The following is a 13530-nucleotide window of genomic DNA, read 5'->3' as shown; positions in this document are numbered from 1 at the left end:
AAGATTAACCATGGGTGACAAAATGCCTGACTCATCGCAACTCGTTATCGGCGCTGACCTTGCCGGCCAGCCTATCTCCCAGGCCATGCGCCTGGCGAACCGTCACGGCCTGGTTGCGGGCGCTACCGGGACCGGTAAAACCGTCACGTTGCAGCGACTGGCCGAAGCCTTCAGCGACGCGGGCGTGGCGGTGTTCGCGGCAGACATCAAGGGCGACCTGTGTGGCCTGGGTGCCGCCGGCAACCCTCAAGGCAAAATCGCCGAGCGGATCGCCGGGATGCCGTGGCTCAACCACAAGCCTGCGGCTTACCCGGTCACCCTGTGGGACATTCACGGTGAGTCCGGTCATCCATTGCGCACCACCTTGAGCGAAATGGGGCCGTTGCTGATCGGCAGCCTGCTGGAGTTGACCGACAGCCAGCAGTCGGCGCTGTATGCCGCGTTCAAGGTCGCGGACCGCGAAGGGTTGTTGCTGCTGGACCTCAAGGATCTGAAGGCGCTGCTCAATCACCTGCGTGACAACCCTGAGTTGCTGGGGGACGACGCGGCGTTGATGACCACCGGTTCCAGTCAGGCGCTGTTGCGGCGTCTGGCGACCCTGGAGCAACAAGGTGCCGAAGCGCTGTTCGGTGAACCGGCGCTGCAACTCGAAGACATTCTGCAACCGACGGCTGACGGCCGTGGGCGCATTCATTTGCTGGATGCCAGTCGTCTGGTCCACGAAGCGCCGAAGGTGTATGCGACATTCCTGCTGTGGTTGCTGGCCGAGTTGTTCGAGCAACTGCCGGAGCGTGGCGATTCGGACAAACCGCTGCTGGCACTGTTTTTCGACGAAGCGCATTTATTGTTCGCCGACACGCCCAAGGCTTTGCAGGATCGCCTGGAGCAGGTGGTGCGGCTGATTCGTTCCAAAGGCGTGGGCGTGTATTTCGTCACGCAATCACCGGGCGACTTGCCGGATGACGTGCTGGCTCAGCTCGGCCTGCGTATCCAGCATGGTTTGCGCGCCTTCACCGCCAAGGAGCAGAAATCCCTGCGAGCGGTGGCGGAGGGCTTCCGGCCGAACCCGGCGTTTGATGCCCTGTCGGTGTTGACCGAACTGGGGATCGGCGAGGCGCTGGTCGGCACCTTGCAGGACAAGGGCACGCCGGAGATGGTTCAGCGTGTCTTGGTCGCCCCACCGCAATCGCGGATCGGGCCGTTGACCGAAACCGAGCGCACGATGCTGATCGCCGGGTCGCCGTTCAAGGGGCGGTATGACAAGCCGGTTGATCGGGAATCGGCGTATGAAATATTGATGGGTCGTAAAGGGTTGGCGCCGGAGCCTGAGGCCGTTCCGGGTAAACCGGCCGCCGAAGAGCCGAGTTTCACCGACAAGGCCGGGGAATTCCTCGGAACGGCGGCGGGGCAGGCGCTGAAATCGGCGATGCGCCAGGCGGCCAATCAATTGGGCCGGCAGCTGGTACGCGGACTGATGGGCTCGCTGCTCGGTGGCAGTAAACGCCGCTGACAACCACTGGCCGGACACAACCCTGTAGGAGCGAGCGGTGCGGCGATCCTACAGGTGAAACATCAATTTCAGGTTTTGGGTTTGGCGTGGGCCGCAAGGCGTTCCAGCGCCGCTCGCAGATTCGGATCGCTGATGCCATCGGCCGTGGCCTGAATGGTTGCGCCGGCATCCGTCGACAAACTGATGGTATGCCCCGCCGCCCCTTGCTGAACGGTGGGGGGCTGCACTTTGAACAGAATCCGCGTCAGGCTGGCGAACTCGTCGAACATCTGTAACTGGCGTTGCAGGCGTTTTTGCTGGTAACGCAGGCGGGTGGCCCAATGACCGTCAGTGACGATCAGCAGTAAACTGCCTTCGCGCCACGAGGCCACATGGCAATGCTCGCGCGCAGCAGGCTGCAACTGGCTTTCGAGCAGACGTTGCAGATGACCCAGGCGTTGAGCATGGCCAAAAATGGCTTTCAGCGGCTTGGCTTCGCGAAGCAGAACGGCGGGTGCTCTGGCCGTGAGAGGGCGAAATGCCATGATCAGACACCTGAAGTAACAGAGCCGCCATGGTAGCAGAAAGCATCACATGCGCCCGACCCATTGCTTTGCGAGCGCTTTACCCATTAAATCAACAAGTAACTTCTGCCGCGAATGGCTTGAAGTTGCGCAAAAAGCCCTTATTTTAAGTGAGCCCCGTCACAGCGCAGTGCATGCATCGTGGAACAACGCCACTTTCCTCACCATCGTTTCCGGGTAGAATGCTCGTTCGCATGCGGCCATGAGGGCTGCACGGGCGACTCACGGGGCCGCCCTCCATCCCTTTAGTGTGGAAGATCCTGCCGATATGTTTGCGCCTTTGTTAAAGAAACTTTTTGGAAGCAAGAACGAGCGTGAAGTCAAACGCATGCTCAAGACGGTGCAACTCGTCAATGCCTTCGAAGAGCAAATGGTGGCCCTTTCGGACGATCAGTTGCGTGCCAAGACAGACGAGTTCAAGGCCCGCATCGCCAAAGGGGAAACCCTCGACAAGCTGCTGCCAGAAGCCTTTGCGGTCGCCCGCGAAGCCGGTAAGCGTGTCATGGGTATGCGCCACTTCGATGTCCAGCTGATTGGCGGCATGACCTTGCATGAAGGCCAGATCGCGGAAATGCGTACCGGTGAAGGCAAGACCCTGGTGGCAACACTGGGCGTTTACCTCAACGCGCTGTCCGGCAAGGGCGTGCACGTTGTGACGGTGAACGACTACCTGGCCCGTCGTGACGCCAACTGGATGCGTCCGCTCTACGAATTCCTCGGTATGACGGTCGGTGTGGTCACCCCATTCCAGCCGCCGGAAGAGAAGCGCGCTGCTTACGCCGCCGACATCACCTACGGCACCAACAACGAATTCGGTTTCGACTACCTGCGCGACAACATGGCGTTCAGCATGGAAGAAAAATTCCAGCGTGAACTCAATTTTGCCGTGATCGACGAAGTCGACTCCATCCTCATCGACGAAGCCCGTACCCCGCTGATCATTTCCGGTCAGGCCGAGGACAGCTCCAAGCTGTACATCGAGATCAACAAACTGATCCCGCAGCTGGAATTGCACGTCGAAGAAGTGGAAGGCGAAGTCACCAAGGCTGGCCACTACACCGTTGACGAGAAGACCCGTCAGGTCGAGCTCAACGAAGCCGGTCACCAGTTCATCGAAGACATGCTGACCCGCGTCGGCCTGCTGGCTGAAGGCGAGAGCCTGTATTCGGCGCACAACCTGGGCCTGCTGACCCACGTTTATGCCGGTCTGCGCGCTCATAAGCTGTTCAATCGCAACATCGAATACATCGTGCAGGATGGCCAGGTCGTCCTGGTCGACGAACACACCGGCCGCACCATGCCGGGTCGCCGTTTGTCCGAAGGCCTGCACCAGGCCATCGAAGCCAAGGAAAACCTGAACATCCAGGCCGAAAGCCAGACCCTGGCCTCGACCACGTTCCAGAACTACTTCCGTCTGTACAACAAGCTGTCCGGCATGACCGGTACTGCGGACACCGAAGCGTTCGAATTCCACCAGATCTACGGTCTGTCGGTGATGGTCATTCCACCGAACAAACCGCTGGCGCGTAAAGATTACAACGACCTGGTGTTCCTGACCGCCGAAGAGAAATACGCGGCGATCATCAACGACATCAAGGAATGCATGACCCTGGGCCGTCCGGTGCTGGTGGGGACTGCAACCATCGAAACGTCCGAGCACATGTCTGCGTTGCTGCAGAAGGAAGGCATCGAACACAAGGTCCTGAACGCCAAGTTCCACGAAAAAGAAGCCGAGATCATTGCCCAGGCCGGTCGCCCGGGTGCGCTGACCATCGCCACCAACATGGCCGGTCGCGGTACCGACATTCTGTTGGGCGGCAACTGGGAAGTGGAAGTTGCGACCCTGGAAAATCCGACCCCTGAGCAGATTGCCCAGATCAAGGCCGACTGGCAGAAACGTCACCAGCAAGTGCTGGAGTCGGGTGGCTTGCAGGTGATCGCTTCCGAGCGTCACGAATCGCGCCGTATCGACAACCAGCTGCGTGGTCGTGCCGGTCGTCAGGGTGACGCCGGTTCCAGCCGTTTCTACCTGTCGCTGGAAGACAGCCTGATGCGCATCTTCGCCTCTGACCGGGTGAAGAACTTCATGAAAGCCTTGGGCATGCAGTCCGGTGAAGCGATCGAGCACCGTATGGTGACCAACGCCATCGAGAAGGCTCAGCGCAAGGTTGAAGGTCGTAACTTCGACATTCGCAAGCAACTGCTCGAGTTCGACGACGTCAACAACGAACAGCGTAAAGTGATCTATCACATGCGTAACACGTTGCTGGCCGCCGACAACATCGGTGAAACCATCGCCGACTTCCGTCAGGACGTGCTCAACGCGACCATCAGTGCGCACATTCCACCGCAATCGCTGCCAGAGCAGTGGGACGTGGCCGGTCTGGAAGCTGCGTTGCAGAGCGACTTCGGTGTGGCGCTGCCGATCCAGAAATGGCTCGACGAAGACGATCACCTGTACGAAGAAACCCTGCGCGAGAAGCTGATGCAGGAGCTCATCGCTGCCTACAACGAGAAAGAAGATCAGGCCGGTGCCGATGCACTGCGCACCTTCGAGAAGCAAATCGTACTGCGCGTGCTCGACGACCTGTGGAAAGACCACCTGTCGACCATGGATCACCTGCGTCACGGCATCCACTTGCGTGGTTATGCACAGAAGAACCCGAAGCAAGAGTACAAGCGCGAGTCGTACACGCTGTTCTCCGAGCTGCTGGATTCGATCAAGCGCGACTCGATCCGTGTGCTGTCGCACGTTCAGGTTCGCCGCGAAGATCCGGAAGCAGAAGAGCAACGCCTGCGTCAGGAAGCCGAGGCATTGGCGGCGCGCATGCAGTTCCTGCACGACGAAGCGCCAGGTCTTGAGCAACCGGAACTGCTCGGTGAAGAGGTCGATGTCGCCCTCGCCACTGCACCGGTTCGCAACGAACAGAAGCTGGGCCGTAACGAACTGTGCTACTGCGGTTCGGGCAAGAAATTCAAGCATTGCCACGGGCAGATCCAGTAAACCCGTTTCATACGCTGAAATACCCGCGCCGCGACCGGCATCAGCCGTCGCGGCGTTTTGCCATTTACACCACCGTTCTTCCTGAGAGCGGTGCTGACATCATTTATTAAGGAGCGCATTCATGGCTGTTGGTCTTGGTCCTTTGCCAACGTTGCACCCGGTTGCCGGTTTTGAACTCGGTATCGCCTCGGCCGGCATCAAGCGCCCGGGGCGCAAGGATGTTGTGGTCATGCGCTGCGCCGAAGGCTCCACGGTCGCGGGCGTGTTCACCCTGAACGCCTTTTGCGCCGCTCCGGTGATTCTGGCCAAGCAACGAGTGCAAGGCCCGGTACGTTATCTGCTGACCAACACCGGCAATGCCAACGCCGGCACGGGCGAACCTGGCCTCGCCGCCGCCGAGCGCACCTGCGCGAAACTGGCTGAATTGACCGGCGTTGACGCCAGCCTGGTGCTGCCGTATTCCACCGGCGTGATCGGTGAGCCGCTGCCGGTCGAGAAAATCGAAGGTGCGCTGCAAGCCGCCCTTGACGACCTGTCAGTGAATAACTGGGAAGCCGCCGCCACCGGCATCATGACCACCGACACCTTGCCCAAAGGTGCCAGCCGCCAGTTCCAGCATGACGGCGTGACTATTACCGTTACCGGCATCAGCAAAGGCGCGGGCATGATCCGTCCGAACATGGCGACCATGCTCGGCTACATCGCCACCGACGCCAAAGTTTCCCGCGACGTGTTGCAGAATCTGCTGCTGGACGGTGCCAACAAGTCGTTCAACCGCATCACCATCGACGGCGACACCTCGACCAACGACTGCTGCATGCTGATCGCCACCGGTCAGGCCGCGCTGCCGGAAATCACCCGCGCCGAAGGCGAGTTGTTTGCCAAGCTGAAACAAGCCGTGTTCGAAGTGTGCATGGACGTGGCCCAGGCCATCGTGCGTGACGGCGAAGGCGCGACCAAATTTGTGACCGTTGAAGTCAACGGCGGCGGCAATCATCAGGAATGCCTGGACGTCGGTTACACCGTGGCGCACTCGCCGCTGATCAAGACCGCGCTGTTCGCGTCCGACCCGAACTGGGGCCGCATCCTTGCTGCCGTTGGCCGTGCCGGCGTGCCGAACCTGGACGTCAGTAAGATCGACGTGTTCCTCGGCGAAGTCTGCATCGCCAGCCGTGGTGCCCGCGCCGCGACCTACACCGAAGCCCAGGGCGCGGCGGTGATGCAGCAGGAAGAAATCACCATCCGTATCGAACTGGGTCGCGGCGATTGCAGCGAAACCATCTGGACCACCGACCTGTCCCACGAATACGTGAAGATCAACGCCGAATACCGCACATAAGATAGATCGCTTTCGCGGGCACGTCGGATCGCCCGCGAAGACGGCCGACCAGACACTGCAAATGCTGGCCCGCTTCCCTTCTCAAAAGGTCCCGAACATGAGCCTCCACCTGATCATCGGCGACAAACTGCTTTCCTCCTGGTCCCTGCGCGGCGCACTGGCCCTTGACCTCACTGGCGCCCCGTACACCGAAGAACTGATCAAGCTGGGCCAGCCGGACACCCGCGAACGCCTGCTCAAGCATTCGCCGACCGGCAAAGTCCCGCTGCTGAAATCCGTGCACGGCACCATCGCCGATTCTCTGGCGATTGCCGAATACCTGGCCGAGCAATTCCCCGACGCTGGCCTCTGGCCCAAAGACACCGCCGCCCGCGCCCAGGCCCGTTCGGCCTGTGCGCAGATGCACGCCGGGTTCTTTGCCATGCGCGGCAACATGCCGTTCGACCTGAGCCGTGACGCACCGCTATCGCCGACGCCTCCTGAGGTTCAGGCAGACATCGAGCGCATGCTGGCGTTGTGGGCTGAATGCCGTGCGGTCGCCACTGAAACCGGTCCGTTCCTGTTCGGTGGCGCGACCCTCGCCGATGCCTTCTTCGCCCCGATTGCCGTGCGCCTGCGCACCTATCAGGTGAAATTGCCGGCGGTGGACGAAGCCTACGTTGAAACCGTCTATCAATGGCCGTCGTTCAAGGCCTGGCAGAAGGCTGGCCTGGAGGAGATTGGGCAGTGAAACGAGTACACGTAGCCGCCGCCGTTATCCGCGACAGCAGCGGCAAGATCCTTATCGCACGCCGTGCCGACACCCAGCACCAGGGCGGCTTGTGGGAATTCCCCGGGGGCAAGGTCGAGGATGACGAATCCGTCGAAAGCGCATTGGCTCGCGAACTCCAGGAAGAGTTGGGCATTGTGGTCAGCGCTGCGCGACCGTTGATCAAAGTCCGCCACGATTACCCGGACAAGCAAGTGTTGCTGGACGTTTGGGAAGTTTCGTCCTTTACCGGCGAGCCCCATGGCGCCGAAGGCCAGCCTTTGGAATGGGTGGGCCAACGTGATCTGCTGAGCTATGAGTTCCCGGCAGCCAACCAGCCGATCGTGGCGGCTGCACGTTTGCCTGCGCAGTATTTGATTACGCCTGAAGACCTGGAAACCCCGGCCTTGCTACGTGGAATCCAGAAAGCCATCGCTGGCGGCATCAAGCTGATCCAGCTGCGGGCACCCAACGGCTACGATCCGAAATACCGCGATCTGGCGGTGGATGCGGCGGGGCTGTGTGCTGGCAAGGCGCAGTTGATGATCAAGGGCCCGTTCGAGTGGCTGGGTGACTTCCCGTCCGCCGGCTGGCACATCACGTCAGCGCAGTTGCGCAAATATGCAGCGGCGGGTCGACCGTTACCGGCGTCGCGCTGGTTGGCGGCGTCTTGCCACAACGCTGAAGAGCTGGCGCTGGCCGAGCAGATGGGCGTGGATTTTGTGACCTTGTCACCGGTGCAGCCGACCCAGACTCATCCGGATGCGCTGCCGTTGGGCTGGGAGCAGGTGGCGGCGTTGATCGACGGTTTCAGCAAACCGGTGTTCTTGCTCGGTGGTGTTGGCCCGGCGGAACAGCAAAAGGCTTGGGAGGCGGGGGCGCAGGGAGTGGCGGGGATTCGGGCGTTTTGGCCTGATTCTGTGATGTAGCCACCGGCCTCATCGCGAGCAGGCTCGCTCCCACCTTTGATCGCATTCCTTCTGGAGGAACTCGGTCAACTGTGGGAGCGAGCCTGCTCGCGATAGCGTCCTCGAATACGCCAATTATTCCTGAGGTTTAGCAGCCGCCTGCCAAAGAATCTCGGCAACCCCCTGCCGCTTGGCAATCACCCTCGCCACCACAAACAACACATCCGACAGCCGATTGATGTACGCCAAGCCAACCCCGGCCAACGGTTCAATCGCATTCAACTGCTGACACCGCCGCTCCGCGCTACGCGCCAGGCTTCTGCACACATGGGCCTGGGCAATCAGCGCTGAACCTCCCGGCAGAATGAAGTTCTCCAGCGGCCCCAACTCCTCATTCCACAGATCGATCGCCGTTTCCAGCCGTTCGATTTCCGCTGCATTCAACGCCTGATACTCCGGCATCGCCAACTCGCCGCCGAGGTCGAACAACCGATGCTGGCAAGGCGCCAAAACCTCAATCACCTCGTTCAAACCCGGATTCGCAGCACTTTCTGCGGCCAATCCGGCCAGCAGCACGCCCACTTGGCTGTTCAGCGTATCGACTTCGCCAATGGCCTCGATCCGCGGGTGGTCCTTGGGCACGCGGCGACCATCGCCGAGTCCGGTTTCGCCTTTGTCGCCGGTGCGGGTGTAAATCTTCGACAAGCGAAAGCCCATGGGTTACCTCGATAGCTGATTGAGTTCTTGAGAGATGACGGGGGAGCCCGCCAGCGGCAGACGCAAAGTGAAACAGGTGCCTTGGCCCGGCGTCGATTGCACCTCCATCTGCCCCTTGTGGTTATTGGTGATGATGAAATACGAGACCGACAAGCCAAGGCCTGTGCCCTGACCGATTTCCTTGGTGGTGAAGAACGGCTCGAAGGTGCGTTTGCGCACGTTCTCGCTCATGCCGATGCCGTTGTCCTCGACCTGGATTTCGGCCCAAGGCGGATTCAGCCGGGTGCGCAGAATGATTCGCCCGGGTTCACTGTCGTCTTCACGTTGGTGAATGGCCTGGGCGGCGTTTTTCAACAAATTGAGCAGCACTTGTTCCAGTTCGTTGGCCGTGCCGGGCACCGGGCCCAGCGCCGGGTCGAACTGACGGATGATCGCCTGGCCCTTGAAGTCGAAACCGATGGCCAGGTCGAAGTCGTTACCGGCGATTTCCACCGCCTGATCGATCAGCGCCGGCAGGTCGCACGGGGCCATTTGCCGGGTGCTGCGGCGGCTGAAGCTGAGCATGTGCGTGACAATTTTCGCGGCCCGGGCGCCAGCCTGTTGAATGCCATCAAGCAACTGCGGTACTTCGCGCAATTGCAGGTATTTGTTGACCGTGTCCAGGGAAATACCGGCTAGCTCAGCCTGTTCGAGGTTCTTCGGCAAGTCAGGTGACAGGCGCCGCCGAATGTTCTGTACGTTGTGCAGGATCGCGCCCAACGGATTGTTGATCTCGTGGGCCATGCCCGCGGCGAGGCCACCGACCGAGAGCATTTTTTCTGACTGCACCATCATCTCTTCCAGCGACAGACGCTGGGTGATGTCATCGATCCGGATCACCACGCCGCGCCCGGCGCCGCCCATCAGCGGGTAGAAGGTCAGGGCGTAATGCTTGGGTTCATCGTCCTTGAACCAGGTCACGCGCTCGATCTTCGCCACGGTGTGCTGCTCGACGGTTTGCTTGAGCTGCGGCAGAAATGGCTTCAAGGGTTCGAAGGCGAGGAAGATCGGCTGGTTCAAGGCTTCGTCCAGACGTGTGCCGGACAGCGCACTGGCTTCCTGATTCCACTGGGTCACGTAGAGCTGCTCATCAAGGGCGATCAGGGCCGACGGCATGGAGTCGATGATGCTGTTGAGGTAGTTCTGGAAACCGGTAAGTTTTTTCTCGATCTTGCTGCGCACCTGGACTTCGAGTTCCAGCTTGCGATTGGTGTGGCGGGTTTCTTCGGCCAGGCCTTGCGCCTGATCGTAAGCCGCCTGGGAATCGTCCCGGGCCCGTTTGAGCTGCTGCTCCCGGGCTTCGATCCGCGAGAGCATGGTGTTGAAGGCCTCGGCGAGGCTGCCGATTTCGTCGTGGTTGCCACGGGAGGCGCGCAGGGCGTAGTTTTCTTCGCGGGTCACTTGCCGGGACAGCTCTTCGAGCTGATGGATCGGCCGGGTAATCAGGCGCTTGATCTGCCGGGCGATCACCAGCCACAACAGTACACTGAAGATCAGAATGCCGAGACTGGCGGTCAGGGTCCCGGTGTAGAACGCCATTGGCAGTTCACTGCTGGCCACCAACAACAGGTGGCCCGGCGCGGTGCCAGGGCGGGGCAGGGTGATGATCTGATTGCTGCGAAACTCGGTGGCCTGCCAGGCTTCGATATGCCGATAGCGTTCTGGCAGTTGCAGCTTCTCGCCATGTTGCAATTGCGCCAATCGCTCACCCTTGCCGTCATACAAGGCCGCCGCCCGCAGCGGTGAATAGCTGTTGAGTTCGTTGAGCAGGCGTTCCGCGCTTTGCGGCGACTTCAAGGCGTCGGCCACCAGGCTCGGGTTGGACACCAGTCGGCCGATGGTCTGCAAGGCCTGGGGCGCCATGCTTTCCTGGGAGATGTAATACGCGGCGCTGATAAAGGTCAGGTTGGCGACCAGCAGGATGGTGATCAACAGCACGAGCAGGGCGGCCAGCAGTTTCTGGCCGACCGGAAGGTTTTCGAGACGCTGGCGCAATGGCATCAGGTTCATCGCTGAAAAGGAACAAGTGGCCAGCGTAGCCGCTGCTCAGTCGCTGGGCAATCCAAGGCTTTGAAGATGGGCAATCAGCCGCTGCTGTAATTGATTGAGGTGGGGCAGGTTCAACTGGTGCCGCGAGGCCACTTTGCAGACATAGCCCAGCAGATAGCTGATTTCGGTTCGGCGCTGGCTTGCGACGTCCTGGTGCATCGAGGAGTAATTGGCCGCGGTGGCATGGATCACCCGTTCGACTTCCTGTTGCAGGTCCTCGGCGGCTGCCGGCTGACCGCAGCGTTCCAGCAAGTCGGTCAGTTCGACGCAAAGGGTGGCGACTTCGCAATGGTGTTCCTGCAAGCCGCCGTTGCGGCAATCGTGCAGCACGGTCAGCGGATTGATCGCACAGTTGAGCGCCAGTTTGCGCCACAGCCTCGTGAGAATGTCGGTGCTCCATTCGTGAGGAATACCGGCGGCAGTCAAGTCGTCCAGCCAGATCGGCGCGACCGGGTGACCGGCATCCCCAGCCAGGTGTAGCCGTGACCGGCGAACACCACACGCCAGTCGCCATCGCGAAACGCGCCTTCGGTGCTTGAGGCGCATACACAACGCGCTTGGGGAGCCTGCGCGGCGACGGCGTCCTGGCTGCCGAGGCCGTTCTGCAACAGGATCAGTTCGGCATCAGGCGCCAGGCGCGGCGCCAGTTGCGCCACGGCCTTTTCGGCATCGTAGGCTTTGCACGCCACCAGCAGACGGTGGATCGGCTCGTTGCCGTGGGGTGTTTCACCGGGGATGTCATAGGTGCTGGCTTCGCCGTGTTCCACCAGCGTCAGCCCTCCGGCCGCCTGATAAGCCTGCAAGCGTTGCTCATCGCGCAGGATCAACCGGACCGGCACCCCGGCCCGCGCCAGGCGGGTGGCCCACAAGGTGCCGAGGCTGCCGGCGCCCAATACATGCCAGGTGGTGGACATCAGCTTTTTGCTCGGTTTGGCACAGGCATGTGAGGCTCGCAGTATCGGTTGGAAAAGACCCGTTATAATGAGCCCGATTTTAACCGCAAGCCAAGCGCGCGCCATCGCTATCGAGCGCGCCTTTTATTGGAGAGATTACATGCCGTCGTTCGACGTGGTATCCGAACTGGACAAACACGAAGTCACCAACGCGGTCGAGAACGCCGTCAAGGAACTCGATCGCCGTTATGACCTGAAAGGCAAGGGCACCTTTGAATTCAAGGAAAAGGACCTGACCGTCAACCTGACCGCCGAGGCTGACTTCCAGCTCGAGGCGATGATCGAGATCCTCAAGCTGGCCCTGGTCAAGCGCAAGATCGACGTGCAGTGCCTTGAAGTCAAGGATGCCTACGCGTCGGGCAAGCTGATGAAACAGGAAGCCGTCCTCAAGGAGGGCATCGACAAAGAGCTGGCGAAGAAAATCGTCGCTCACGTCAAGGACGCCAAGCTCAAGGTTCAGGCCGCCATTCAGGGCGAGCAAGTGCGCATCACCGGTAAGAAACGTGATGATTTGCAGGAGGCGATTGCAGCTCTGCGCGCCAAGACTTTCGATATGCCGCTGCAGTTCAACAACTTCCGCGACTGACCTAGCAATGCGGGAACCCTGTGGGAGCGAGCCTGCTCGCGAAAGCGGTGGGTCATTTCATTAGTGATGTCGACTGATCTGCCCTCTTCGCGAGCAGGTCGGATCGCCGCACCGTCGCTCCCACCCGGATTGTGCTTAACCCAGGAGAAAGTAGATGGATTTGAATACCGAAGTGGACAACCTGGTCAAGGCATCCCAAGCCTGGATCCCGATGATCATGGAGTACGGCAGCCGCGTGCTACTGGCAGTCATCACGCTGGCAGTCGGATGGTGGTTGATCAGCAAGGTGGCGCAAAAACTTGGCGGCCTGCTGGCGTTGCGTAATGCCGACCTCGCGCTGCAAGGTTTCATCAGCAGCCTGGCGAACATTATTCTCAAGGTTTTGCTGGTAGTCAGCGTGGCATCAATGATCGGCGTGGAAACCACTTCGTTCGTGGCGGCCATTGGTGCGGCGGGTCTGGCCATCGGTCTGGCCTTGCAGGGCAGCCTGGCAAACTTCGCTGGCGGCGTGCTGATTCTGTTGTTCCGTCCGTTCCGCATCGGTGACTGGATCGAAGCCCAAGGCGTTGCCGGTACGGTCGACAGTATCCAGATTTTCCACACCGTACTGCGCACTGGCGATAACAAGACCATCATTGTGCCTAACGGCAACTTGTCGAACGGTATCATTACCAATACAAATCGTCAGCCAACCCGCAAAGTTGTATTTGATGTGGGCGTGGACTACGAAGCGGACTTGCAGAAGGCCCGTGAAGTGTTGCTGGATTTGGCCAAAGATGAACGCATCCTGGCAGAACCTGCACCACAAGCCGTTATTTCGACCCTGGGAGACAGTTCGATTACTGTTTCGCTGCGTGTTTGGGTGAAGACCGCGGATTACTGGGATGTGATGTTCATGTTCAATGAACAGTCCCGTGATCGTTTGAAAGCGGCGGGTATCGATATTCCGTTTCCACAGCGGGTTATTCGTGTGGTTCAGGAGACTGTGCCGCAATAACGTCTTCGTTGTCACTTGGAGGTTGTCAGTATTGTACTGTTAGGTTGCTATCGAACTGGCAACAATCAAAAGACGGTATGGAAACCAGGCACAAAAAAACGCTCACCTGATTCAGGT

At 60.1% G+C, this 13530-nt stretch carries 10 protein-coding genes and 1 pseudogene; 7 read left to right on the top strand and 4 right to left on the bottom strand.

Annotated elements, in window-relative coordinates; genetic code table 11:
• Positions 1-22 precede the first annotated feature (22 nt).
• The gene (locus HP062_RS13500; protein ID WP_010457524.1) at positions 23-1510 is read left to right on the top strand and encodes a helicase HerA-like domain-containing protein; all 1488 of its coding nucleotides are present in this window, start codon (positions 23-25) and stop codon (positions 1508-1510) included.
• A gap of 68 nt (positions 1511-1578) precedes the next feature.
• On the opposite strand, the gene HP062_RS13495 is transcribed toward HP062_RS13500, so the two are convergent.
• Positions 1579-2034, bottom strand: a complete 456-nt coding sequence (locus HP062_RS13495) for a DUF721 domain-containing protein (RefSeq protein ID WP_008147416.1) — start codon at positions 2032-2034, stop codon at positions 1579-1581.
• Between the two features lie 307 nt (positions 2035-2341).
• Here HP062_RS13495 and secA point away from each other — a divergent pair, with 307 nt between their 5' ends.
• From secA to HP062_RS13475, 4 genes are all read left to right on the top strand, one after another.
• On the top strand, positions 2342-5077 hold the full coding sequence (gene secA / locus HP062_RS13490) for a preprotein translocase subunit SecA (protein ID WP_010457520.1): 2736 nt from the start codon (positions 2342-2344) through the stop codon (positions 5075-5077).
• 121 nt (positions 5078-5198) lie between these two features.
• Positions 5199-6416, top strand: a complete 1218-nt coding sequence (gene argJ / locus HP062_RS13485; RefSeq protein WP_010457517.1) for a bifunctional glutamate N-acetyltransferase/amino-acid acetyltransferase ArgJ — start codon at positions 5199-5201, stop codon at positions 6414-6416.
• Positions 6417-6513: 97 nt separating this feature from the next.
• Positions 6514-7146 carry a glutathione S-transferase family protein gene (locus HP062_RS13480; RefSeq protein WP_010457515.1) on the top strand — a complete coding sequence of 211 codons (633 nt, stop codon included), beginning with the start codon at positions 6514-6516 and terminating at the stop codon, positions 7144-7146.
• Positions 7143-8093, top strand: a complete 951-nt coding sequence (locus HP062_RS13475; RefSeq protein ID WP_010457514.1) for a Nudix family hydrolase — start codon at positions 7143-7145, stop codon at positions 8091-8093. Before HP062_RS13480 ends, HP062_RS13475 begins: the two co-directional genes overlap by 4 nt.
• Before the next feature lie 114 nt (positions 8094-8207).
• On the opposite strand, the gene HP062_RS13470 is transcribed toward HP062_RS13475, so the two are convergent.
• The 3 genes and pseudogenes from HP062_RS13470 to HP062_RS13460 form a co-directional block, all read right to left on the bottom strand.
• Positions 8208-8789 carry a cob(I)yrinic acid a,c-diamide adenosyltransferase gene (locus HP062_RS13470; RefSeq protein ID WP_010457512.1) on the bottom strand — a complete coding sequence of 194 codons (582 nt, stop codon included), beginning with the start codon at positions 8787-8789 and terminating at the stop codon, positions 8208-8210.
• 3 nt (positions 8790-8792) lie between these two features.
• Positions 8793-10829 (bottom strand): HAMP domain-containing sensor histidine kinase, encoded by a 2037-nt coding sequence (locus HP062_RS13465; RefSeq protein WP_042933026.1) that lies wholly within the window; start codon positions 10827-10829, stop codon positions 8793-8795.
• Positions 10830-10874: 45 nt separating this feature from the next.
• Positions 10875-11791, bottom strand: a pseudogene (locus HP062_RS13460) (putative 2-dehydropantoate 2-reductase).
• A 139-nt stretch (positions 11792-11930) separates the two neighbouring features.
• On the opposite strand from HP062_RS13460, the gene HP062_RS13455 reads away from it, so the two are divergent.
• Positions 11931-12416: a YajQ family cyclic di-GMP-binding protein gene (locus tag HP062_RS13455; protein ID WP_007906601.1), complete on the top strand. Its 486-nt coding sequence runs from the start codon at positions 11931-11933 to the stop codon at positions 12414-12416.
• Positions 12417-12570: 154 nt separating this feature from the next.
• Positions 12571-13413 (top strand): mechanosensitive ion channel family protein, encoded by an 843-nt coding sequence (locus HP062_RS13450; protein ID WP_010457503.1) that lies wholly within the window; start codon positions 12571-12573, stop codon positions 13411-13413.
• Positions 13414-13530 lie beyond the last annotated feature (117 nt).

The organism is Pseudomonas sp. B14-6 (assembly GCF_013260315.1).
GTDB classification, from domain to species: Bacteria; Pseudomonadota; Gammaproteobacteria; order Pseudomonadales; family Pseudomonadaceae; genus Aquipseudomonas; species Aquipseudomonas mandelii.
This window is presented reverse-complemented; position numbering and strand designations above follow the sequence as displayed.